Raw genomic sequence first — 19,575 nt, forward strand, 5'->3', positions numbered from 1 at the left:
TCACTCCTCGCTCGCACCGCAGGAGATCCGCGCGGACTTCGAGCGGGTGGACCAGCTCGTCGAGCGTCAGCTGGCGCTGCTGGAGGCCAACGGCGGGGACACCCTCGCCGTCGCCCGCGCCCCGGGGATCGCCCAGGAACGGACGGACCCGGAGTACCAGGCCGCCGCACAGCGGATCCGGGACTACGTCCGGTCGACCTGTACCTGACCGTCGACGACCGCCGGTGCGGTCCGCCGCCACCCGAGGTAGCAGTCGGCCTCGACCAGCAGCGCCCCACCCAGCCACATCGCGACGATCGCGTCGTCGCCGAGGCCGAACACGGTCAGGAACGCCTCGGGCACCAGGTCGACCGGCGACACCAGGTAGGCCAGCGCGGCCAGGAACAGGGCGACCCGGCCCCTGCCCAGGTGCGGATAGGTGCCGCGCCAGGCGTCGCCGACCATGGCGGGCAGCGCCCGGAACCGTTCGACGGGTCCGGGCTCGCCGGGGCGGCCACGACGGGTGAGGGCACGGAAGAGCGTCGCGAACGCGGCCGTGCGGCCGGCGCGGCGACCTGCGGTGGCACTCGCTGCAGTCATGTCCGGTTCAACGCACGGCTCGCCCCGGTCGTTCCCGGCGAAACGGTCACGTCACACCGGGGACGACCGGGGCGGTCGTGCGGTCCAGGGCCAGTGCGGGTCAGCGCGGGTCAGCGCGGGTCAGCGCGGGTCAGTGCGGGTCAGCGCGGGTCAGTGCGGGTCAGTGCGGGTCAGTGCGGGTCAGTGCGGGTCAGTGCGGGTCAGTGCGAGGCCAGGTAGATGTCGCGCAGCACCCCGGCCTCGGTGCTCATCTCGGCCAGCCGCTGCTTGACGACGTCACCGATGCTGATCATCCCGACGAGCCGTCCGCCGTCGACGACGGGCAGGTGGCGGTGCCGCCAGCGGTTCATCAGCCCCATGGCGTCGGCGAGCGAGTCCTCCGGCGAGCAGGTCACGACGTGCCGGCTCATGATGTCGCCGACGGTGAGGTCGAGCAGGCCGGCGCCGTCGGTGGCGAGCCGGCGCACGATGTCGCGTTCGGAGACGATGCCGTCGACGCGTTCCCGACGGCCGTCGTCGGAGACGACGAGCGCGCCGATCGCCGGCGGTCCGGCGAGGCGGGTCGCGGCCTCGGCGATGGTGTTCCACGACAACACGGTCTGCACCGTGTCGCCCTTGATCCGCAGGATGTCCGACACCTTCATGGAACTCTCCCTTCGACGGCCCCTATTGTTGCGCTTGCGCAGTAGTTGTGCAATGACAAAGATTGATCGACGCAACGGTCAGCGCGGAGTAAAGATCGCTGGTGAGGGAGGTGGACGGGGATGATCGACACGGACGACCGAGATCGGGATCACCTGGACGGCGCGGCGGTGGAGGCGGGCCTGGCGCTCGCGCGCGCGTTCACCGGCATCAGCGTGCGCGCAGTGGCGGCGGCCGGGGATGCCGTGACCGTGCCCCAGCTGCGGGTCCTCATGCTGATCGCCGAGGCGGGGCAGACCAACGTCGCCGCGGTCGGGCGCGAGCTCGACGTCCACCCGTCGAACGCCACCCGCGTCCTCGTCCGTCTCGGCCGGGCCGGTCTGGTCGACCGTCGGCCCGACCCGGAGGATCGGCGACACCTGCTCGTCGAGCTCACCCCGGCCGGACGGGAGCTGATCGGCGAGATCGACGCCCACCGTCGCGCCGCGGTCGCCGACCTGCTGGACCGGGTGCCGCCCGAGCGACGGGCGGGTGCGGCGGAGCTGCTGAGCGCGCTGGCCGACGCGACAGGCCCGACGACGCCCCCGACCTCGGCGCACCGGACCGCCGGCCAGCGCTGAGCCTGCCGGGCTTCGCCCCGTTGCGGGTGTGCGCCGAGCTCGGCCGCCGCCACCCCGCAGCGGCCCGGGTCGGACCGCGCCGCACTACCCGACTGCGACCTACCGACTGCGGCGCGGACGGCGGACCCGGCGCACCACCAGCACCGTCCCCACCCCGGTCGCGACGGCGCCGCCGACATAGGGGACGGCAGCCCTGGCGATCTCCCCCGCCCGTCCGACGAGCGCCGCCCGCCGCGCCGCCAGCCCGTCACCGAGCCGGTCCAGACTGGCCCGCAGCTCGCGCGCGGCCGCGACGACCTGGTCGTCGCGGCCGTCGGACCGCGCGGAGAGCCGGTCCCGCAGCTGCTCGGCGGAGACCTCGCTGAGGTCGATCTCCTCGGCAGTGTCCTCCGGCGCCTCGCCGTCCTCCGGCGCCTCGCCGTCCTCCGGCGCCTCGCCGTCCTCCGGTGCCTCGCCGGCCGGACCGGCCCCTGCGTCGTGACGGCCCACGACTCCTCCTCACGTCCGGCGGGCCGCCCGCCGGCCCGCCGGGACAGTGAACCCGCCACGGTCCGCCGCGCGCACCCTCAGGAGATTCGCGGGCAATCCATGTTGCATCGGCGAGCAGTCGCGATATATCGTTATGGCACACGAGCCGATCGAAGAGGGAGGCTCACGACGAGAGGACGACGCGTCATGACCACGCGCGACATGTTCCGGAGCCCGTTCGGGCCCCGCACCCACCGACACCCCCGGGGCCACCGCGGCGCCGGGTTCCCCTGCAGCCCGGAGGAGGCAGCCATGCACGACACCCCCGACTTCCACGGCGACGACCGTGACGACACCCGCCACGAAGGCGGACCCGGCCACCGCCGGGGCCGCACCCGCGGCCGAGGACGTGGCCCTGACGGGCGGGGCTTCGGCCCCGGCCGCGGGTTCGGCCCCGGTGGGCCGTTCGGCCCCGGTGGGCCGTTCGGCCCCGGCGGCCCCTTCGGCCCGGGCGGGTTCGGGCCCGGCGCCTTCGGCCCCGGGTTCGGCCCGAGTGGGCATCGCGGCCGCCGCGGCAAGCGTGCCCGCGGCGACGTGCGCACCGCGGTACTCGCGGTCGTCGCCGACGGCCCGCGACACGGTTACGAGATCATCCAGGAGATCACCGGCCGCTCCGGCGGGCAGTGGAAGCCGAGCCCCGGCTCGGTCTACCCGATGCTGTCCCAGCTGGAGGACGAGGGTCTGGTGCGTTCCGAGCAGACCGAGGGCCGCAGGGTCGTGCACCTGACCGAGGAGGGCACTCGGCACGTCGAGGAGCACCGCGCGGAGCTCGACGCGGTGTGGGCGCCGTTCGCCGAGGACGCCGAGGACGCCGAGTCCGACCCGGCGAGCGGTCTGGTCACCGAGCTCGGCCGGCTCGCCGCCGCCGCGCGGCAGGTCGCCGAGGCCGGCTCCGAGGCGCAGGTGGCGTCCGCGACCGAGGCGCTGACCGAAGCGCGCAAGGCGCTGTACCGGCTTCTGGCCGAGTGAGCAGACCGCCAGGCGGGGACGGGGCGGGGCCGATCGGGTCCCGCCCCCGTCGTCGTCTACCGGACCCGTCTCCGGCGCCGGTTGCGGCGCAGCGCCTCCCGGAGTGGCGGGACGACAGTGCCCTCGGCGGCCATGACCCGGCGGGCCTTGCGTCGCGCGAGGACGACCGCGACGGCGGTCAGCGCCCAGATCGGGAACTGCACGAGCCAGGCCAGCCGGAACGCCTCGGGGGTGTAGCCGCCGGACATGCTGAGCACGAGCCCGACCAGCAGCGTGGTGGTGAGCGAGGCGGTGAACCCGCCGACGTTGACGATCCCGACGGCGGTGCCGCGCCGGTGCGCGGGGTTGGACGTCCGGGCGTAGTCGAAGCCGACCGCGGAGCAGGGGCCGTTCGCGGCGAGCACCACCACGAGCAGCACGAGGAGCCACAGCGGCGCGGGCGGCGGGACGAGCAGCACGACCGTCCACACCAGCGCGGTCGCGCCGATGACCGACAGCACGAGCCAGGACCGGCGCAGCGGGTGGCGGGCGGTGAACTCGCCGAACACCGGCCCGACGACGGCACCGACGAGGACGAGCAGGGTCAGCATCACCGACGCACCGGCAGGGCTCATCCCCTGCCCGGCGACGAGGTAGGGCACGCCCCAGAGCAGCGCGAACACCAGGCCGGAGAACTGGGTGCCGGCGTGCGACCAGAGCCCGAGCCGGGTGCCCGGGTGGGCCCAGGCGCCCGTGAGGCCGTCGAGGACCTCGCGGGGGCTGCTCGCGGGCGCCGGGGCGGGGCTGCCGGGCGGGCGGTCGCGGAACACGGCGAGCACCGCGACCGCGGCGACGACACCGATCCCGGCGGCGGACAGGAACGCCGTCGTCCAGCCGTAGGCGTGCAGGACGGTGGCGAGCGGGATCGCGGAGAGCACCTGGCCGAACTGGCCGAGCAGGGCGGTGACCTGTGTCATCAGCGGTACCCGGCGCGGCGGGAACCAGGTGGACAGCACCGACAGCACCGAGATGAAGGTCAGGGCGTCGCCGACGCCGACGAGCACCCGAGCGGCGACGGCCAGCGGCAGCGAGGTGGCGACGGCGACGAGCACCTGCGCCGCGGTCATGGTGACGGCGCCGGCGAGCACCATGGTGCGGGCGCCGAAGCGGTCGAGGAGCAGCCCGACCGGCACCTGGAGGGCGGCGTAGACGAGCAGCTGCAGGACGAGGAAGCCGGCGAGCACGGTCGGGGACGCGTCGAACCGGTCGGCCGCCTCCAGCCCGGAGACACCGAACGAGCTGCGGTGCAGCACCGCCACGACGTAGGCGAACAGACCGACGGACCAGACGAGGTAAGCGCGACGTGACGAGTGCATGACGGACGGCCATTCTGGTCCATCCCGGCGGTCCGGGGTGTCCTGGCGGGGTCGTGTCACACGGGGTCGGTGGTCACATGGTGACCGGGCAGCCGGTAGGGGGCTCCGGATAGGGTCGCGGTGCACGCCACGACTCGGAGGACGCCGGTGCTCGATCCCGCTCAGCTGTACCAGGTCGACCCGGCCGCGCCGGCTCTCGACGAGCCGGTCCTGATCGTCGTGCTGGACGGGTTCGTCGACGCCGGCAACGCCGGTGCGCTCGCGGTCGGCGCGCTGACCGACGAGCGCGAGGCGGTCCGGGTGGCCCGGTTCGACGTCGACCAGCTCGTGGACTACCGGTCGCGACGCCCGCCGCTGCGGTTCGAGACCGACCGCTGGGCCGACTACGACCCGCCGGAGCTCGACGTCGTCGCGCTGACCGACACCGGGGACACGCAGTACCTGCTGCTCGCCGGTCCGGAGCCGGACATGCAGTGGGAGCGGTTCGTCGCCGCGGTCGGGCTGCTGGTCGAGCAGCTCGGGGTCCGGCTGGTGATCACGTTGCAGGGCATCCCGATGGCCGTGCCGCACACCCGTCCGATCGGGGTGACCGCGCACGGCACCCGCCCGGAGCTGGTGGAGGGCCACACCCCGTGGTTCGCGACCGCCGACGTCCCGGGCAGCGCGGCCGCGTTGCTGGAGTACCGCCTCGGGCAGGCCGGGCAGGACGTGGTGGGCTACGCCGTGCACGTGCCGCACTACCTGTCACGCTCGGCGTACCCGCAGGCCGCGCGGGTGCTGCTGGACCACGCGGGGCTGTCGGCGGGGCTCTACCTGCCGACCGAGACGCTGACCCGTGCCGCCGAGCAGGCGGAGTCCGAGATCGCCGAGCAGATGGCGGGGTCGGAGGAGGTCGGGCAGGTCGTGTCGGCGCTGGAGGAGCAGTACGACCAGGTCGTCGCGGCTCGGGAGTCCGGTGACCTGCGGGACGGTCTGGAGGGCGGCGAGCTGCCCAGTGGCGACGAGCTGGCAGCGGAGTTCGAGCGGTTCCTCGCCGGCGGGGGCGACGACAAGCCCGGCGGGAAGTCCGGCGACGACGAGCCGCCGCACGAGCCGCCCGCTCCCCCGCTGCCGCCCGCGACCTGACCGGTCCGCCCCCGGCGGTTCAGCCGCCGAGCGCGAGGGCGTGCTGCACCCGGCCCCGGCCGCCGGGACCGCGCAGCACCGCCTCGACCCAGCAGCCGACCGGGCGGGCCGCGAGCCCGGCCGCGGTCGCGGCCAGCCAGGCGTCGTGGACGGCGAGCCCGGCCCGGACGTGCTGGGCGACGGTGTCCGGGCCGGGGTCGACGTCCCCGGTGACGACGAGCAGCCCGCCGACGCCGGTGAGGTCCGGCAGGCCGCAGGCCCGCCGGGTCAGCGCGGCCAGCAGGGGGTGGCCCGCGCCGAGCACGGCGGCATACTGTCCCGCGCCGAGCCGGGTCCGGGCGACCCGGTCGAGTCCGGGGTCGGCGACCGGGGGGCGCAGGTTCTCGAACGGCGCCGACCGGCGCGCGCGGAGCACCGCCGCCGGGTGCGGGTCCGCGCTGGTGCCCAGCCCGACGGCGTCGTCGGGGCCGGGGCCGGTCGTGAGCACGATGCGGGAGCGGGCGCCGTCGGGGACGAGGTGGGCCGTGCGCGGCCGGCGCAGGGTCGCCGCGGCGGCGAGGACGGCGGCGGCCGCGTGGCCGAGGTCGAGCAGCAGCACCGGCAGCGAGCGGGGGCCGTAGCGCCACACGGTCCGCTCGGGGACGAGGTGGAGGACGACGTCGGTGTGGCCGCCCGGTTCGGCACGGTCCGGTCCGGTCCGGTCCGGGGTCGCGGGTCCGCCGTCGAGGGCGTGCGCGAGCGGGTCGTGGACACGTCCGCCGACCCGCGCGTCGACCGGGTAGCGGCCGCCCGCCGAGGGCACCCGGCGCAGCCGCACCCCGCCGACGACCCGGTCGGGGTCGGCGGCGAGCGACAGCGCGAGCAGTGCACCGGTGCCGTCACCGTCGCGGGCCAGGGGCACCGGCCGGGTCGCGGTGGCCGCCTCGGCGGGGCGGGTGGTGTGGTCGGTGGGGCCCGGGTCGGCACCGGACCAGGCGAGCCGGAACGCCGCGGCGGTGTCCTGGGTCGGCGCCGTCACAGGAACGGCGGCGGGCAGTGCACCAGCCCGTCGGGCCCGGTGGCCGGGTCGAGGTCGAGGCCGTGGGCGCGGGCGGTGTCGCGCCAGCGGGGCAGCCCCCAGTACCGGAACGCGGCGGGCGCGTTCGGGACGAGCCCGGTGGCGCAGGTGCGGACCACCCGCCACGGGGTCTCGGCGACGTCGGGTGTGGTGAGGTCGACACGGGCGATGCGGTGGCCGCCGGCGAGCAGCGCCGAGGTCAGCGACGCGAGGTCCCCGGCGGGGCCGGTGCGCAGCGGGCCGTGGGTCGCGGGCGCGGTGAACCGGGGCAGGTGCTCCTCCTGGACGCGGGGGTCGAGCCACACCTGTACCTGGGCGCCGAGGTCGCGGACGGCGGCGTAGCGCTCGCCCGCGTCGTCGCGGTAGTGGCGGTCGGCGCGGTGGTCGAGGTAGAGGCCGCGGGCGAGGACCCCGGCGTCGATCGAGGCGTACACCCAGCCGTCGAGGTCGAGCAGGCCGCGGGTGAAGACCCAGGTGTGCACGGCCTCCAGCACCGCCTTGGTGGCGGCCTCGGCGGCGTCGAAGCGGGCGGCGCCGCCCCCGGCGACGATCCCGGTCTCCGGGTCGACGACGACGGCCCCGACCACGGCGGCCGGGTACTCGGTGGGCAGCTCGACGAGGTGGACGTCGAACGCGGCTCCGGCCAGCGCGGCGTCGAGCCCGGGGACCGAGGCCCGGTCGATGCCGTGGGAGGGCAGGCCGAGGTGCCACCAGCGTTCCAGCGCGTCGCGTTCGACGAGCTCGAGCAGGCCGCGGCGGTGGGCGTCGGTGGCGCCGTCGCCGGTGGCGATGCCGGCGTAGTTGAGGTGGTGGAAGCGGGGCTCGTCGCGGCGGGCGCCGCTGTGGTGGTTGAGCAGCGCCCAGGAGGCGGGCAGCCAGGTCGGTTGCCCGTCGGCCTCGACGCCGGCGATCCAGCGGATCGGCAGGTCGTCGGTGAGGCGCCGGTAGGGGCGTCCGTCCTGCCAGGGCGCGAGCAGCGGAAGTTCCTCGGGCCCCCAGCACCGGTCTCCCGCGGCGCGCAGCTCCGCGGCCGTGGTGAGCGGCAGGTCGCGCGGGACGCGGTTGCCGCAGTAGCGCTCGACCGCCTCGCCGAGCGCGGCGGTGCGGGCACCGTCGCGGTCGCCGAAGGTGGTGCCGAGGCTGACCCGGTCCGCGGGCCAGGCGCCGAGCCGACGCGCGTCGGACACCTCCGCGGTGACGGCGGTGTAGGCCGCGGGCAGCCCCGGGACGGGGGCGACGTCGACCAGCCGGCGGACGATCCCGCTCAGCGGGTCGACCAGCGCCTCCACCGGCAGTACGGGAACGGTCGGTGCCGTCACAGGGTGACCTCCTCGGGGATGGCGGCCGCGGCGACCTCGTCGCGGCCGGGTCGGACGTGCGGCAGGTCCAGCCGCAGTGCGTGCACGGTGCGGTGGTCGGCGCGCAGTTCCGTCGCGTGCGCCGGGTCCTGCCCGGTGTGCGGGTTGCGGGCGTGCGCGGGCCAGTGGTGCCCGGCGATCTCGACGCGCAGCCGGTCGCCCTCGTCGAGCGCGGCACCGACCGGCGGGGTGGTGACGACGACCTCCCGCGTCGCCGGGCCGCGGTGCCGGTGCACGGCGGTGACCAGGTCGTGGCCGCGCAGCCCGATCCGCACGACCCAGTCGGCGTCGGGGGCGTCGGTGTCACCGGTGACGGTCACGACCAGCGGCCCGGCGAGTGCCCCTGCCGGCAGCGGTGGGGTGTGGGCGAGGACCCGGTCGCCGGGATGGGCGTCCGGCCCGGGATCCGGGGCGGCGGGGAGCGGCGCGCCCGGCGGCCGGGACCGCACCGGCCGACCCGGGTCGGCGACGAACGCGACCGGGAACCCACCGGGCTGGACGGCGTCGACCGCGAGAGTCGGCCCGTCACCGGCGCGCACCCACCGCCCGCTCTCCCCCACCGCGACGAGTGCGCCGCGCCCCCGCGGCGGTCTGCCGACCGCGGCGCGGGCCCAGGCGGCGTAGACCGCGCCGATCCGCCGGCCGGCCAGGACGGCGCCGGGCGCGGAGGCGTCGAGCTCGTGCCCCCACGGCCCGAGGACGAGCCGGGACGGTCCGCCCCAGCGTCGGGCGAGCTCCCGGGTGCGGGCGGCGAACGGGTCCGCGGTACCCCCGACGGCGAGCAGCGGCATCGCGGCCCGCGCGATCCCGTCCCACAGCCAGGGCGTCTCCTCGGGCACGTCCCACAGCTCGGGCCAGCCGGTGGGGGCCGGCGCCAGCGCCGCGGTGACCGGCAGCGTCGCGGTCGCCGACGGGGCGACGCGCGGAGCGCCCGCACCGTGTCCGGGATCACCGTGTTCGGACCACCAGCCGATCCGGCAGGCCAGCCGGGCGGCGCCGCCGGGTTCGCGGGCGGTCTCCCCGGGCCCGAGCGCGGGGACCGCGGCGAGCACCCCGCACACGTCGGGGTCGGCGAGGGCGCCTGCGACCGCGCAGTGCGCCCCGTAGCTCGCACCGGCCAGCACGATCCGCCCGTCGCAGCCGGGGATCGCGCGCAGCGCGGCGAGGACGGCGACGCCGTCGTCGGTCTCGTGGGTGTAGGGCCGGAACTCCCCCGTCGAGCCGCCGCGGCCCCGGACGTCGACGACGAGGCAGCCGAACCCGTGCGCGGCCCAGCCGCGGGCCTCGGGCAGCAGGCGTTCGCGGCCGTAGGGGGTGCGGACGAGCACGGCGGGCCAGGTCGCGGCGGCGGGGCGGACGAGGGTCGCGGCGAGCCGGACCCCGTCCGCGCCGGGCAGGTCGAGCTCGGTCAGGTGAGGCTGGGTCAGGCCGGTGTCGGTCAGGCCGGTCTCGGTCACGACGCGCTGTCGGGCACCGGCAGCAGTGCGTGGTCGGCGATCGCGGCGGTGTCGAGGTCGACCACCCGCAGACGGCGTCGTGCCGGCAGGGCTGCCGGCACGAGGTCGCCGGTCGCGGGGGTGTCGTGGCCCGCGATCCACGCGTGGACGTCGGCGGCGAGCAGCGCGGCCAGCAGGGCGTGGTCACCGGGGCCGGTCGGGGCGGCGGGGGCGGCGTCCCAGTAGGCGAGCAGGTGCGGGTGCCCGGATCCGGCCGCGGCGAGGCGGCGGGCGCGGACGTCGGCGTGCCCGGCGTCGCCGGGGTGCACGGCGGGGGGTTCGAGGATGCCGTGCCGTCCTTCGACGGCGAGCCGGAACCAGGCGGTCCCGCGCGCGGGCAGGATGTCCAGCTCGGTCCAGGCGACCGGTGCGGGTCCGTCCGCGACGGCGCACACCGCATCGGTGCCGGTCCCGGTCGCGGTGTCGGTCGGGGTGCCGGTGCCCGTGCCGGTGGCGGCGCCGGTCCCGGCCTCGCCGGCGAGCGCGGCGGCGAGGGAGTCCAGGTCCCGGCGCCGGACCTGCATCCCCGGCCCGGCGAGCGCGGCGGCGACCGCGTCGGCCAGCGCCCCCCGCCCGGCGACGGTCACGGTGGCAGTCCGCGGCGGCGGGGTCTCGTCCAGGTAGCCGGCCGCGGCGAACGCGCCCCGCTCGGGGTCGAGCCCCGGCGGCGGCACCGGGTCGACGCCGTCGAACCAGCGGGTCAGTGCCTCGACCGTGTCGCGCGGCAGGTCGACCCCGCGCAGCCGGCCGGACGCCTCCCGCAGCGCCGAGCCCCGTCCGGGGACCTCGAAGACGCTCACGCCCGGTCGCAGTCGTTCCACTGGCACTCCCTGGTCCGTCGGTCGGTCACGGCAGACCGCGGGCCCGGCACCGTCACCGGTGCCGGGCCCGCGGCGTGTGTCACTCCTGCTCGGCAGCCTGCTCGGTCGAGAACGGGTTCTCGACGAGGGCGTTGGAGTGGCTCGCGGAGTTGTGCGGCAGGGCGCGCTCGGCCTCGAGCTCGGTGAAGATGTCCTTCATCGTTTTCTCCTCCAGTGGGTGACATCGTCCGGTTCCGGACCGTCACATCCTGACCACAATCGACATCGGTTCTCAACAGTGGCACATCTCTCGTCGTTACTATTGGAGATGACTCTCGTTTCACACTATGGTTCGCGCAACCCTGACGGAAGGACCTCGTGAGCGAGACGGCCCCGACCGCCCCCGCGCAGGAACGCACCGATCTCCGCCGCTACCTCACCGCCCGCGTCGTCGCGGTCGCCGGGTCGCTGGTCGCGGCGGTCGCGCTCCCCGTGCTCGTCTACCGGCTGACCGGCTCACCCGCCTGGACCGCGGCGATCGCGACCGCGGAGGCGCTGCCCTACCTGCTGTTCGGGCTGTTCGCGGGTGCGCTGGCCGACCGGGTCGACCGCAGGCGGCTGATGGTCGGCGTCGACCTGGCGTGCGGGCTGGTGCTGGCGGGGATCCCGCTCGCGTGGTGGGCGGGGGTGCTCACCCCGTGGCAGGTGCTCGGCACGGCGGTCGCGGTGCAGACCGGCTTCGTCTTCTTCGACGCCGCGAACTTCGGCGCCCTGCCCACGCTGGTCGGCCCGGACCGGATCACCGCGGCGTTCTCCACGCTCTACGGCGCGACGACCGTCGTCGAGCTGCTCGTGCCGCCGCTGGCCGGGCTCGCGGTCGCGACACTGGCCCCGGCCGGGCTGCTGTCGGTCACCGCGCTCACCGCGGTCGCCTCCGCGCTGCTGATCCGCTCGATCGCCGGGAGCCTGTCCCCCGGGCCCGGCACCCGCGCACCGACCCGGATCCTCGCCGACGTCCGCGAGGGCCTGGGCCTGTTGTGGGGCAACCCGGTCGTGCGCACGCTGACCCTCGTCGGCACCACCCAGGCCGTCGCGGGCGGCGCCTGGCTCGCGATGACCGTCCCGTGGGCGGACCGGGTGCTCGGCATCCGCGCCGACGGCGACGCCCGGCTCGGCCTGCTGTTCGCCTGCTGGGGCGTCGGCGGGCTGGCCGCGGCCCGGCTGGTCCCACGACTGTCGGAGCGCTGGGGCGGGGCCCGGCTGGCGCTGGCCGGGCTGCCGGTGTCACTGGCCTGCGCGGTCGCCGTGGTCTCGGCGACGCACTGGGTCCCCGCGCTGCTCGCCGCCACCGCGTTCGGGGCGGCCTACTCGACGGTCGTGCTCAACGCCGTCACCTACCGGCTGCAGGTCACCCCCGAGCACGCCCGCGCCCGGGTCTCGACGACCGCGCGGATGCTGTCCTGGGGCCTCGGCACCCCCGCCGGCGCGGCGCTGGCCGGAGTGGTGGCGACGACGCAGGCCGGCCCGCGCGGTGGGCTGGGGGCCGGGGCCGCGGTGCTGGCCGCCGGGGTCGCGCTGGCCTGGCTCACCCCGCCGCTGCGCCGAGCCGCCCGCGGCTGACCGGACGACCCCGTCCGGGACACCCCGCCCCGTGGCCTGCAGCACCGATCCCGACGCGCGCCCGACCGGCGAGATGCACTTTTCCGCCCTCGCAGGGGCGAAAACGTGCACGTCGCTGCACCGGCGACCCGCCCGGGGGTGGCGCGCCACGCCCGGCGAGGTGGGTGGGCCGTCAGGCGCTGACGGGCCGGGCCGGGGTGGAGTCCAGGTAGCTGCAGGTCAGGCGACCCTCGTGGGTCGAGACGACCCCGCGCACCTCGAACACCTCGGCCAGCAGCCGCTCGTCGACGACGTCGCCGGGCGGCCCGTCGGCGTGCACCCGCCCGTCGCGCAGCGCGACGATCCGGTCCGCGCACCGCGCGGCCTGGGCCAGGTCGTGCAGCACCGCGACGACGGTCAGCCCGCGCTGCACCTGCAGCTCCCGGACGAGGTCGAGCACCTCCAGCTGGTGACGCACGTCGAGGTAGGTGGTGGGCTCGTCGAGCAGCAGCACCGGGGCGTCCTGGGCCAGGGCGAGCGCGATCCGCACCCGCTGACGCTCCCCGCCCGACAACAGCTCGACCGGGGTGTCGGCCCACGCCCGGGTGCCGGTGGCCGCCAGCGCCTCGGAGACCGCCGCGTCGGCACCGCCGCCGAGCATGCCCAGCGGCCCGCGGACCGCGTAGCGGCCCTGGGCGACGAGTGCCCGCACGGTGACCCCGCCCAGCGGCGGCAGTGCCTGCGGGAGCACCGCGACCCGCTTCGCCACCTCCCGGCGCGGGGTCCCGGCCAGCGGCCGGTCGACCAGGTGCACGGAGCCCGCATCGGGCCGGTGCAGCCCGGCGAGCACCCGCAGCAGCGTCGTCTTGCCGCAGCCATTGCGTCCCACCAGCGACAGCCACTGTCCGCGGTCCACCGCCAGGTCGACGCCGTCGAGCACGGTGCGCCCGTCGAAGCACACCGTCACCCCCTCGGCCCTGAGCACCGTCACAGCGCACCTCCCACCGTCGTGCGGGACCGTCGGCGGACGATCCCGATGAGCACCACGGCGCCGGCGACCGCCGTCACCGCTCCCGCGGGGACCCCGATCGGCCGGTCACCGGCCGGGGCGAGCGCGGTCAGCAGCTGGGCGACGACGTCGGCCGCGGCGACCGTCCCGGCCCCGGCCAGCGCCGCCGCGGGCACCAGCAGCCGCGGATCGCCCGCGCCCCGCGACCCGAGCACTGCGCGGGCCAGGTGCGGGGCGAGCAGCCCGACGAACGCGAGCGCCCCGACCGCCGCGACCGCGCCGCCGGTGGCGAGCACGGCCAGCAGCACCGCGGCCGAGCGCCACCCGGACACCGCGAGGCCGACGCCGCGGGCGTGGTCGTCGTCGACGCCGAGCACGGCGAGCACCGGGCCGAGCAGCACCGCGAGGACCACCGCGGTGAGCGCGACCGGCCACAGCGCGTCCCAGTGCTCCCAACCGCGGCCGTTGAGCGAGCCGACCAGCCACCGCACCATCGACCCCGCCAGCTGCGGGCGGGCGGTGAGCAGCAGCAACGTCGTCCCGCCGAGCACCGCCGACACGAGCACCCCGACGACGGCGAGCCGCAGCGGGTCCGCGGTGCCCGGCCCGGCCGCCCGGCCGGCGAGCAGCCACAGCACACCGCCGCCGAGGGTCCCGCCGAGCAGCGCCACGACGAGCACACCCAGCGGGGTGCCGACCGGGCCGCCGAGCACCGTCCCCAGCACCGCACCGAGCACCGCACCGGACCCCACCCCGGTCACCTCCGGTGAGGCGAGCGGGTTGCGCAGGACCGCCTGCAGGACCGTGCCGGCCACGCCGAGGCAGGCACCGGCCGCGAGCCCGACCAGCACCCGCGGCATCCGCAGACCCACGACGAGGTCGGTGGCCAGCGGGTCCGCGGTCCCGGCGAGCGCCGCGAGGGCGGTGCCGGGCCCGACCGCGGTGCCGACCAGCAGCCCGGCCAGGGCCGCGGCCGCGGCGGCCGTCCCGAGGAGGGCGAACCGGGACGCGACCGTCGCGACCCGGCCGACCGTCGCCCGCCCGGCCGGCCGGTTCACCGGGCCACCACCGCGCCGGTACGGGCCGTGCGGACGGCCCGCGGACGTCGCCACGCCAGCAGCAGTCCGCCCGCGACGACCGCGACCCCGGCGGTGAACCCGCCCACCGGCAGCTCGACCGGGTACAGCACGGTACGGGCCAGCAGGTCCGCGGCGACGACCACCGCCGCGCCCGCCGCGGCGCAGCCCACCGCCCGCGGCAGCGGCCGGGCCACCGGGTGCAGTGCCCGCACCAGCTGCGGGGCGAGGAAGCCGACCCAGGCGACCGGCCCGGCCGGGCCGACGACGGCGGCGACGAGCAGGCAGGCCACCCCCAGCACCGCGGCCCGGGCCGCACCGGTGCGCAGCCCGAGTGCCGCGGCGGCGTCGTCGCCGAGCCGCAGCGGCCCCAGCAGCGGCAGCACCGCGACGGCCGCGACGAACGCGACCGCCAGCGCGGGCAGCACCGGGGTCACGGTGGCCCAGGTGGTGCCGGTGAGCGAGCCGAGCAGGTAGCGCACGAGCACGCCCTGCTCGGTGGACCCGGTCATCGCGACCGCGGCGAGCAGCAACGCCTGCAGCGCCGCGCCGACCCCGGCGCCGATGAGCAGCACCGCGGCCGGGCCGACGGCGCCGCGGATCGCGAGCAGGGTGAGCCCGCCCCCGACGACGGCCCCGACGACCGCGGGCAGCAGCGGCGCGTAGGGCACCGCGAGCCCGGTGACGATCGTGATCGCCACCGCCGCGGCCGCCCCGGAGGAGACCCCGAGCAGCTCGGGGACGGCGAGCGGGTTGCGCAGGCCGTCCTGCAGGAGCAGCCCGGCCAGCCCGAGCGCCGCGCCGGTGAGCACGCCGAGCACGAGCCTCGGCACCCGCAGCTCGGTGACCACGACGTGCTCGACCCCGCCCGCCGCCCCCAGCACGGCCGGGAGCCGGTGCGGTGCGACGGTCGGGGTGCCGGTCCCGAGGACCAGCGCGGTGAGCAGAACCGCCCCGAGCGCGGCGGCGAGCAGGACCAGGAGCCGTCTCACCGCCCGGGGACCACGGCCAGCGACTGCTCGACCATCGCACCGAGGCTGCGGGTGCCACGCCCGCTGCCCCACAGCCGCGGGTCCATCTCGTGCACCTGGCGTGCCTGCACGGCCGGGACCTGCTGCCAGACCGGGTTGTCGGCGAGCTGGTCGGTGAGGGTGCGGTCGGCGGAGGAGAACAGCAGCGAGAACGCGAACACGACGTCCGGGGCCTGGGCGAGGATCTCCTCGACGCTGTAGGTGCTGGCGGTCTCGACGTCGGCGCCACGCGGGACGAACGGGTAGTCGTAGAGCGTCGCGAGCAGGTTCCCGTTGACGGTGTCGGTGGTGTCGACGCCGATCGTGTCGGCGCTGCCGTACATCAGCAGCACCTTCCGGTCGGCCTGGCCGGTGGCGCGGGCCTGCTCGACGCCGTCGGCCAGGCTGGTGCGGAAGCGCTGCTCCCCGGCGGTGGCCTCGGCGGTGCGGCCGGTCAGCGACCCCAGGTTCCTCAGGTAGCCGACCGACTCCTCCCAGGTGGTGGGCTGCACCAGCCAGAGCGGGGCGAACCGCTCGATCGCCGCGCGCAGCGGCTCGTGCACACCGCCGAGCCCGATCACGAGGTCGGGACGCAGCGCGGCGATGGACTCGACGTCCTCGCTGCCGAAGCTGCCCTTCACCGTCGGGACCTGCGCGGCGCGGTCACCGAGCAGCACGGGGTTCTCCAGCAGGGCCGGGGTGGAGGTCCCGGCCGGGGTGAGGCCCAGCTCGACGACCATGTCGTCGCACAGGCCGGTCAGACAGACGATGCGCTTCGGCGGGGCCGGCACCGTGACGGTGGTGCCGCGGGGGTCGGTCACCGACAGCGCGGGCTCCAGCGGAGCGACGTCGCGGCTGACGGCGGGCCGGTCGGCGGGCGTCTGCGGGGCGGGCGCGGCCGACCCGCCGCAGCCGGCGAGCAGCAGCGCGACCACCGCGACCGGCAGCACCGCGGCGACGCGGGAGACCCGGGCCGCGGTGGACCGGGCGGATCGGCGCGAGGCGGCGGATCGGGCCGCGGCGGGCTGGTCGCCCGCACCGGCGGGCACGGGACGGGGGTCCGGGCGGCGGCTCATCGCGCACCGGCCAGGTCGCGTCCGGCCCGCAGGTCGCGCAGCGCGGCGGCGTCGCGGAGCAGGGAGGCGGCGGTGTCGCCGGGGACGAACTCCAGCAGCACCTCGGTGTCGGTGCCGTCCTCGCGGGACTGCGCGGAGAGCTCGGTGAGCACCGGGGCCCACAGGTCGGCTCGGTCGGCGAGCGGCAGCCGCTCGGTGTAGCCGTCGGCCCCCCAGGAGAACGCGTGCACGGTCCGCGGGCGCAGCGCGCGGACCTCGGCCAGGCAGGCGTCGGTGTCGGGCAGCTCGCGCGGCTGCCAGTGGGTCACCAGGGCGGGGTGGTCGACCTCGGCACGCAGCGCCAGCGCGGTGTCGAGCCCGTCGGTGAGGGACTCGACGTGGTGCTCCACGAGCAGCCCCATCCCCTGCTCGGCGACGGCGTCGGCACAGCGCCGCAGCGCGTCCACCGTCGCGGCGCGCTCGACGGGCGACACGTCGGCCGAGGCCGCGGTCCCGGCCCAGACCCGCACCCGCGGGGCGCCGAGCTCGGTCGCCGTCGCGACGACGGCGGCGAACGCCTCGGGGTCCGACGCCCCGGCCTTGTGGTAGCTGCCGTAGGTCCCGATCCGCAGCCCGGCGCCCGCGCACGCACCGCGGGCCGCGGACGCCGCGGCCCGGTCACCGGGACGGACGTGCCGGTCCCCGGCCCACTCCACGACCTCGGACCCGGCGTCGACCGCCAGGCGCACGACGTCCGGTACGGATCTCTCACGGAAGGTGACCGACGCCAACCCCAGAAGCACCATGGTCGGTAACCGTAGTCATTGTCGTTTGCGCGATCCAGCGACGTACGTCACCCGTTGTCCGATTTCTCCTAGATGTGATGTCCATGGACGTTGTTCCAGGTTGAGCTGATGACGGCCTGTCGCTGAGACAGGCGAGGACCCCCGGTTGTGAAGTGGAGCTGTCTAGGAACCGCTTCACCAACCGGAGGCCCTTGTTGTCAACGGCGGGTTGGGAGTGACCCCGTAGCGACGGATTGGAACTGACCCCCGGCGTGGTGTGGTGATGGTCAGTCGTTGCTGGCGCGGTTGTGTTTGGCCAGGAGCTCGCGTCGGGCGCGGGTGCGGTAGGAGTCCCCGGACAGGGTCAGGACTTCGGCGTGGTGGACGAGGCGGTCGATCATGGCTGCGGCGACGACGTCGTCGGAGAAGGTCTCGCCCCAGCGGCCGAAGGGCAGATTGCTGGTGACCATGACGCTGCCTTGTTCATAGCGGGAAGCGATGAGCTGGAAGAACAGGTTCGCTGCGTCCTGGTCGAACGGGATGTAGCCGACCTCGTCGATGATGATCAGTTTGTAGCGGCGGATCTTCTTCAGCTCGGCCTCGAGCCGGCCGCTCTGGTGCGCGGCGGCGAGTCTGGTGATCCAGTTGCTGGCGGTGTCGAACAGGACCGAGTAGCCGGCGTGGGCGGCTTTGACGCCGAGCCCGATCGCGAGGTGGGTCTTCCCGATCCCGGGCGGGCCGAGCAGGATCACGTTCTCGCACTTGGCGACGAACGTGCTCGTGGCCAGGTGGGCCAGGATGTCGCGGCGCAGCGAGGGCAGATGGTCGAGGTTGAAGTCCTCCAAGGTCTTGACCTGGGGGAAGTGCGCGGTGCGGATCCGCATGACCGTGCCCTTGGACTCGCGGTCGGCGACCTGGCGCTGCAGCAGCGCGCCCAGATACTCCTCGTGCGACCAGTTCTCCTCACGGGCCTGGGCGGCAAGCTGTTCCCAGCTGGCCGCGATGGTCGGGGTCTTCAGGACCCGGGTCAGGTAGGCGATCATCGCCGGCAGTCCGTCGGGGACCGCGGCCAGCACCGGACCGGCCGGCCCCGAGCTCCCAGCGGGGTCGGTGGTGATCTTCGGTGGTGTGGTTGTCATGAGCTGCTCGCTTCCTCGGCAGTGGAGACGAAGTCGACACCGAACAGGGCGTCGTAGTCGGGCAGTGCGCGCAGGGTCACCGGGTGGCCGTCGAGGTGACGGCGTGCTGCGGCCTGTCGGGTGTTGCGGTCGTGGGCCAGGGCGCGGCGCATCGCCGCGGCGGTGTGCTGGTGCGCCGGGTCGGTGATCACCGCGTGGCGGGCCCAGCTGCGGTCGTGACGGGCGACGACCTGGCCGGCGCAGTAGACGACGACCTCGCGCGGTGAGGCGGCGACATCGACGAACCGGCCGATCATCTGCGGATCCACGGAGTAGTCGTTGGCATCGACGCGGACGTAGTAGTCCCGTGCCAGCCGGATCCGCTGGGCCAGCCCGATCGGCGGGTCCAGCGGCGGCAGCGGAGTCATCGCCGCGTAGTCGTGGGCGAGCACGTCCACCGGGCGGCCGCCGATCGCTCGGACGGTGCGGGTGTTGGCCCGGGCCAGCCAGTCGTCGATCTGGTGGTTGAAGTCGGCTGGGGAGGCGAAGCGACGTCCGGGCAGGAACGAGGTCTCGAAGTAGCCGTTGTTGCGTTCGACCAGCCCCTTGAACTCCGGATCCCGCGGTGGGGCAAGCCGGATCCGGGTGGCCAGAGTGCCGGCGAACGCAGCGGCCGGTGCCGAGACCCGCCCGGTCCCGCCGATCGCAGACTCCCGGTCCCAGACCAGCGTGCGGGTCACCCGCCCGACGTCGCTGATCAGCTGCCACATCCCGGACAGGATGTCCCCGGCCTGGCGCGAGGGGATCATCGTCGCGGACAAGAACCGCGAGTAGCCCAGCGTCATCACCAGCACCGGTAGGACCCGTTCCTGGCCTGGGCCGACGGGGATCGTGGTCTCGGGGAACCACAGGTCGCACTGGGTGATCTCGCCCGGTGCGTAGGCGACCCGGTCGACCGGGTCGATCCCGACATACTCGGGGCGGATCTGGCGGATCCGGTCCTTGAGCACGGTCAGCGAGTGCTCCCACCCGATCCGCTCTGCGATCACCGTGGCCGGCATGCGTGGGAACTGCGCCAGCAATGCCCGCACCTGCGGCTCGACCGCATCCGCCAGCGATCCCCGCGGGCCCCGTTCCCGCTTCGGCGGGCCCGGCGCCCGCAACGCGGAGCGCACCGTGTTGCGGGCCACCCCCAGCCGGCGGGCGATCTCCTTGATCGGGACACCCTCGGCCCGATGCAGACGACGGATCTCGGCCCAGTCCTCCACCGACAACACCCCCTCAGCGTCGTGCAGAGGGGGTCAATCCCAAGCCGACGCTAGGGGGTCAGTCTGAGCCCGTCGTCGACACCGTCATCCCCGATCCTCCGCTCACCGGCCGGAACGGTGCCCGAT

At 75.9% G+C, this 19,575-nt stretch carries 21 protein-coding genes; 5 read left to right on the forward strand and 16 right to left on the reverse strand.

Annotated features, from left to right (window positions below; all coding sequences use genetic code 11):
- Positions 1-46 precede the first annotated feature (46 nt).
- A complete protein-coding gene (locus XF36_RS32265; protein WP_168169479.1) occupies positions 47-208 on the forward strand; it encodes a hypothetical protein in 162 nt (53 codons plus the stop codon).
- Here XF36_RS32265 and XF36_RS08460 read toward each other — a convergent pair.
- Positions 184-579, reverse strand: a complete 396-nt coding sequence (locus XF36_RS08460) for a DUF1232 domain-containing protein (protein ID WP_060711561.1) — start codon at positions 577-579, stop codon at positions 184-186. The genes XF36_RS32265 and XF36_RS08460 overlap by 25 nt on opposite strands.
- 200 nt (positions 580-779) lie before the next feature.
- On the reverse strand, positions 780-1,223 hold the full coding sequence (locus XF36_RS08465; protein WP_020624641.1) for a CBS domain-containing protein: 444 nt from the start codon (positions 1,221-1,223) through the stop codon (positions 780-782).
- 120 nt (positions 1,224-1,343) lie between these two features.
- Between XF36_RS08465 and XF36_RS08470 the strand changes: the two genes are divergently transcribed.
- On the forward strand, positions 1,344-1,841 hold the full coding sequence (locus XF36_RS08470; protein WP_060711562.1) for a MarR family winged helix-turn-helix transcriptional regulator: 498 nt from the start codon (positions 1,344-1,346) through the stop codon (positions 1,839-1,841).
- A 99-nt stretch (positions 1,842-1,940) separates the two neighbouring features.
- On the opposite strand, the gene XF36_RS08475 is transcribed toward XF36_RS08470, so the two are convergent.
- A complete protein-coding gene (locus XF36_RS08475) occupies positions 1,941-2,330 on the reverse strand; it encodes a hypothetical protein (protein ID WP_060711563.1) in 390 nt (129 codons plus the stop codon).
- Positions 2,331-2,621: 291 nt separating this feature from the next.
- Here XF36_RS08475 and XF36_RS32270 point away from each other — a divergent pair, with 291 nt between their 5' ends.
- Complete coding sequence (locus XF36_RS32270; RefSeq protein ID WP_168169480.1) at positions 2,622-3,338, forward strand: PadR family transcriptional regulator; 717 nt, start codon at positions 2,622-2,624, stop codon at positions 3,336-3,338.
- Positions 3,339-3,394: 56 nt separating this feature from the next.
- Here XF36_RS32270 and XF36_RS08485 read toward each other — a convergent pair whose 3' ends face one another.
- A complete protein-coding gene (locus XF36_RS08485; RefSeq protein ID WP_060711565.1) occupies positions 3,395-4,693 on the reverse strand; it encodes an MFS transporter in 1,299 nt (432 codons plus the stop codon).
- Between the two features lie 147 nt (positions 4,694-4,840).
- Here XF36_RS08485 and XF36_RS08490 point away from each other — a divergent pair, with 147 nt between their 5' ends.
- Positions 4,841-5,818: a proteasome assembly chaperone family protein gene (locus XF36_RS08490; protein ID WP_020624380.1), complete on the forward strand. Its 978-nt coding sequence runs from the start codon at positions 4,841-4,843 to the stop codon at positions 5,816-5,818.
- Positions 5,819-5,837: 19 nt separating this feature from the next.
- Here the strand turns inward: XF36_RS08490 and XF36_RS08495 are convergent, their stop codons facing one another.
- From XF36_RS08495 to amiA, 5 genes are all read right to left on the reverse strand, one after another.
- Entirely contained in the window at positions 5,838-6,836 is a 999-nt protein-coding gene (locus tag XF36_RS08495) for a hypothetical protein (RefSeq protein WP_060711566.1), read from the reverse strand.
- Positions 6,833-8,194: a YcaO-like family protein gene (locus XF36_RS08500; protein WP_082375271.1), complete on the reverse strand. Its 1,362-nt coding sequence runs from the start codon at positions 8,192-8,194 to the stop codon at positions 6,833-6,835. Before XF36_RS08500 ends, XF36_RS08495 begins: the two co-directional genes overlap by 4 nt.
- Entirely contained in the window at positions 8,191-9,690 is a 1,500-nt protein-coding gene (locus XF36_RS08505; protein WP_060711567.1) for a CocE/NonD family hydrolase, read from the reverse strand. The genes XF36_RS08500 and XF36_RS08505 overlap by 4 nt, the downstream gene beginning before the upstream one ends.
- Positions 9,687-10,529 carry a hypothetical protein gene (locus XF36_RS32275; RefSeq protein WP_060711568.1) on the reverse strand — a complete coding sequence of 281 codons (843 nt, stop codon included), beginning with the start codon at positions 10,527-10,529 and terminating at the stop codon, positions 9,687-9,689. Before XF36_RS32275 ends, XF36_RS08505 begins: the two co-directional genes overlap by 4 nt.
- 100 nt (positions 10,530-10,629) lie before the next feature.
- Complete coding sequence (gene amiA, locus XF36_RS34795) at positions 10,630-10,749, reverse strand: streptamidine family RiPP (protein ID WP_255357096.1); 120 nt, start codon at positions 10,747-10,749, stop codon at positions 10,630-10,632.
- A 158-nt stretch (positions 10,750-10,907) separates the two neighbouring features.
- Between amiA and XF36_RS08515 the strand changes: the two genes are divergently transcribed.
- Entirely contained in the window at positions 10,908-12,149 is a 1,242-nt protein-coding gene (locus XF36_RS08515) for an MFS transporter (RefSeq protein ID WP_060711569.1), read from the forward strand.
- Between the two features lie 172 nt (positions 12,150-12,321).
- Here XF36_RS08515 and XF36_RS08520 read toward each other — a convergent pair whose 3' ends face one another.
- From XF36_RS08520 to istA, 7 genes are all read right to left on the reverse strand, one after another.
- Positions 12,322-13,113 carry an ABC transporter ATP-binding protein gene (locus XF36_RS08520; protein WP_238589179.1) on the reverse strand — a complete coding sequence of 264 codons (792 nt, stop codon included), beginning with the start codon at positions 13,111-13,113 and terminating at the stop codon, positions 12,322-12,324.
- 2 nt (positions 13,114-13,115) lie between these two features.
- On the reverse strand, positions 13,116-14,195 hold the full coding sequence (locus XF36_RS30230) for a FecCD family ABC transporter permease (protein WP_168169481.1): 1,080 nt from the start codon (positions 14,193-14,195) through the stop codon (positions 13,116-13,118).
- Positions 14,192-15,205, reverse strand: coding sequence for an iron chelate uptake ABC transporter family permease subunit (locus XF36_RS32280; protein ID WP_238589180.1), 1,014 nt, complete (start codon positions 15,203-15,205; stop codon positions 14,192-14,194). The genes XF36_RS30230 and XF36_RS32280 overlap by 4 nt, the downstream gene beginning before the upstream one ends.
- Positions 15,202-16,299, reverse strand: a complete 1,098-nt coding sequence (locus XF36_RS08535; RefSeq protein ID WP_082375273.1) for an ABC transporter substrate-binding protein — start codon at positions 16,297-16,299, stop codon at positions 15,202-15,204. The genes XF36_RS32280 and XF36_RS08535 overlap by 4 nt, the downstream gene beginning before the upstream one ends.
- Entirely contained in the window at positions 16,296-17,084 is a 789-nt protein-coding gene (locus tag XF36_RS08540; RefSeq protein ID WP_060711571.1) for a sugar phosphate isomerase/epimerase family protein, read from the reverse strand. The genes XF36_RS08535 and XF36_RS08540 overlap by 4 nt, the downstream gene beginning before the upstream one ends.
- 266 nt (positions 17,085-17,350) lie before the next feature.
- Positions 17,351-18,202 carry an IS21-like element helper ATPase IstB gene (istB, locus tag XF36_RS08545; protein ID WP_060713594.1) on the reverse strand — a complete coding sequence of 284 codons (852 nt, stop codon included), beginning with the start codon at positions 18,200-18,202 and terminating at the stop codon, positions 17,351-17,353.
- Positions 18,199-19,458 (reverse strand): IS21 family transposase, encoded by a 1,260-nt coding sequence (istA, locus tag XF36_RS08550; RefSeq protein WP_145981219.1) that lies wholly within the window; start codon positions 19,456-19,458, stop codon positions 18,199-18,201. The genes istB and istA overlap by 4 nt, the downstream gene beginning before the upstream one ends.
- Positions 19,459-19,575: the final 117 nt, after the last annotated feature.

It is taken from the genome of Pseudonocardia sp. HH130629-09, assembly GCF_001294645.1.
In the GTDB taxonomy this organism is placed as follows: domain Bacteria; phylum Actinomycetota; class Actinomycetes; order Mycobacteriales; family Pseudonocardiaceae; genus Pseudonocardia.

What these genes read in the sequence shown, in the direction of transcription:
- XF36_RS08460 (WP_060711561.1), bottom strand. Translation starts at nt 579, where the DNA reads ATGACTGCAGCGAGTGCCACCGCAGGTCGCCGCGCCGGCCGCACGGCC.
- XF36_RS08470 (WP_060711562.1), top strand. Translation starts at nt 1,344, where the DNA reads ATGATCGACACGGACGACCGAGATCGGGATCACCTGGACGGCGCGGCG.
- XF36_RS08465 (WP_020624641.1), bottom strand. Translation starts at nt 1,223, where the DNA reads ATGAAGGTGTCGGACATCCTGCGGATCAAGGGCGACACGGTGCAGACC.
- amiA (WP_255357096.1), bottom strand. Translation starts at nt 10,749, where the DNA reads ATGAAGGACATCTTCACCGAGCTCGAGGCCGAGCGCGCCCTGCCGCAC.
- XF36_RS08485 (WP_060711565.1), bottom strand. Translation starts at nt 4,693, where the DNA reads ATGCACTCGTCACGTCGCGCTTACCTCGTCTGGTCCGTCGGTCTGTTC.
- XF36_RS08535 (WP_082375273.1), bottom strand. Translation starts at nt 16,299, where the DNA reads ATGAGCCGCCGCCCGGACCCCCGTCCCGTGCCCGCCGGTGCGGGCGAC.
- istB (WP_060713594.1), bottom strand. Translation starts at nt 18,202, where the DNA reads ATGACAACCACACCACCGAAGATCACCACCGACCCCGCTGGGAGCTCG.
- XF36_RS32270 (WP_168169480.1), top strand. Translation starts at nt 2,622, where the DNA reads ATGCACGACACCCCCGACTTCCACGGCGACGACCGTGACGACACCCGC.
- XF36_RS08540 (WP_060711571.1), bottom strand. Translation starts at nt 17,084, where the DNA reads ATGGTGCTTCTGGGGTTGGCGTCGGTCACCTTCCGTGAGAGATCCGTA.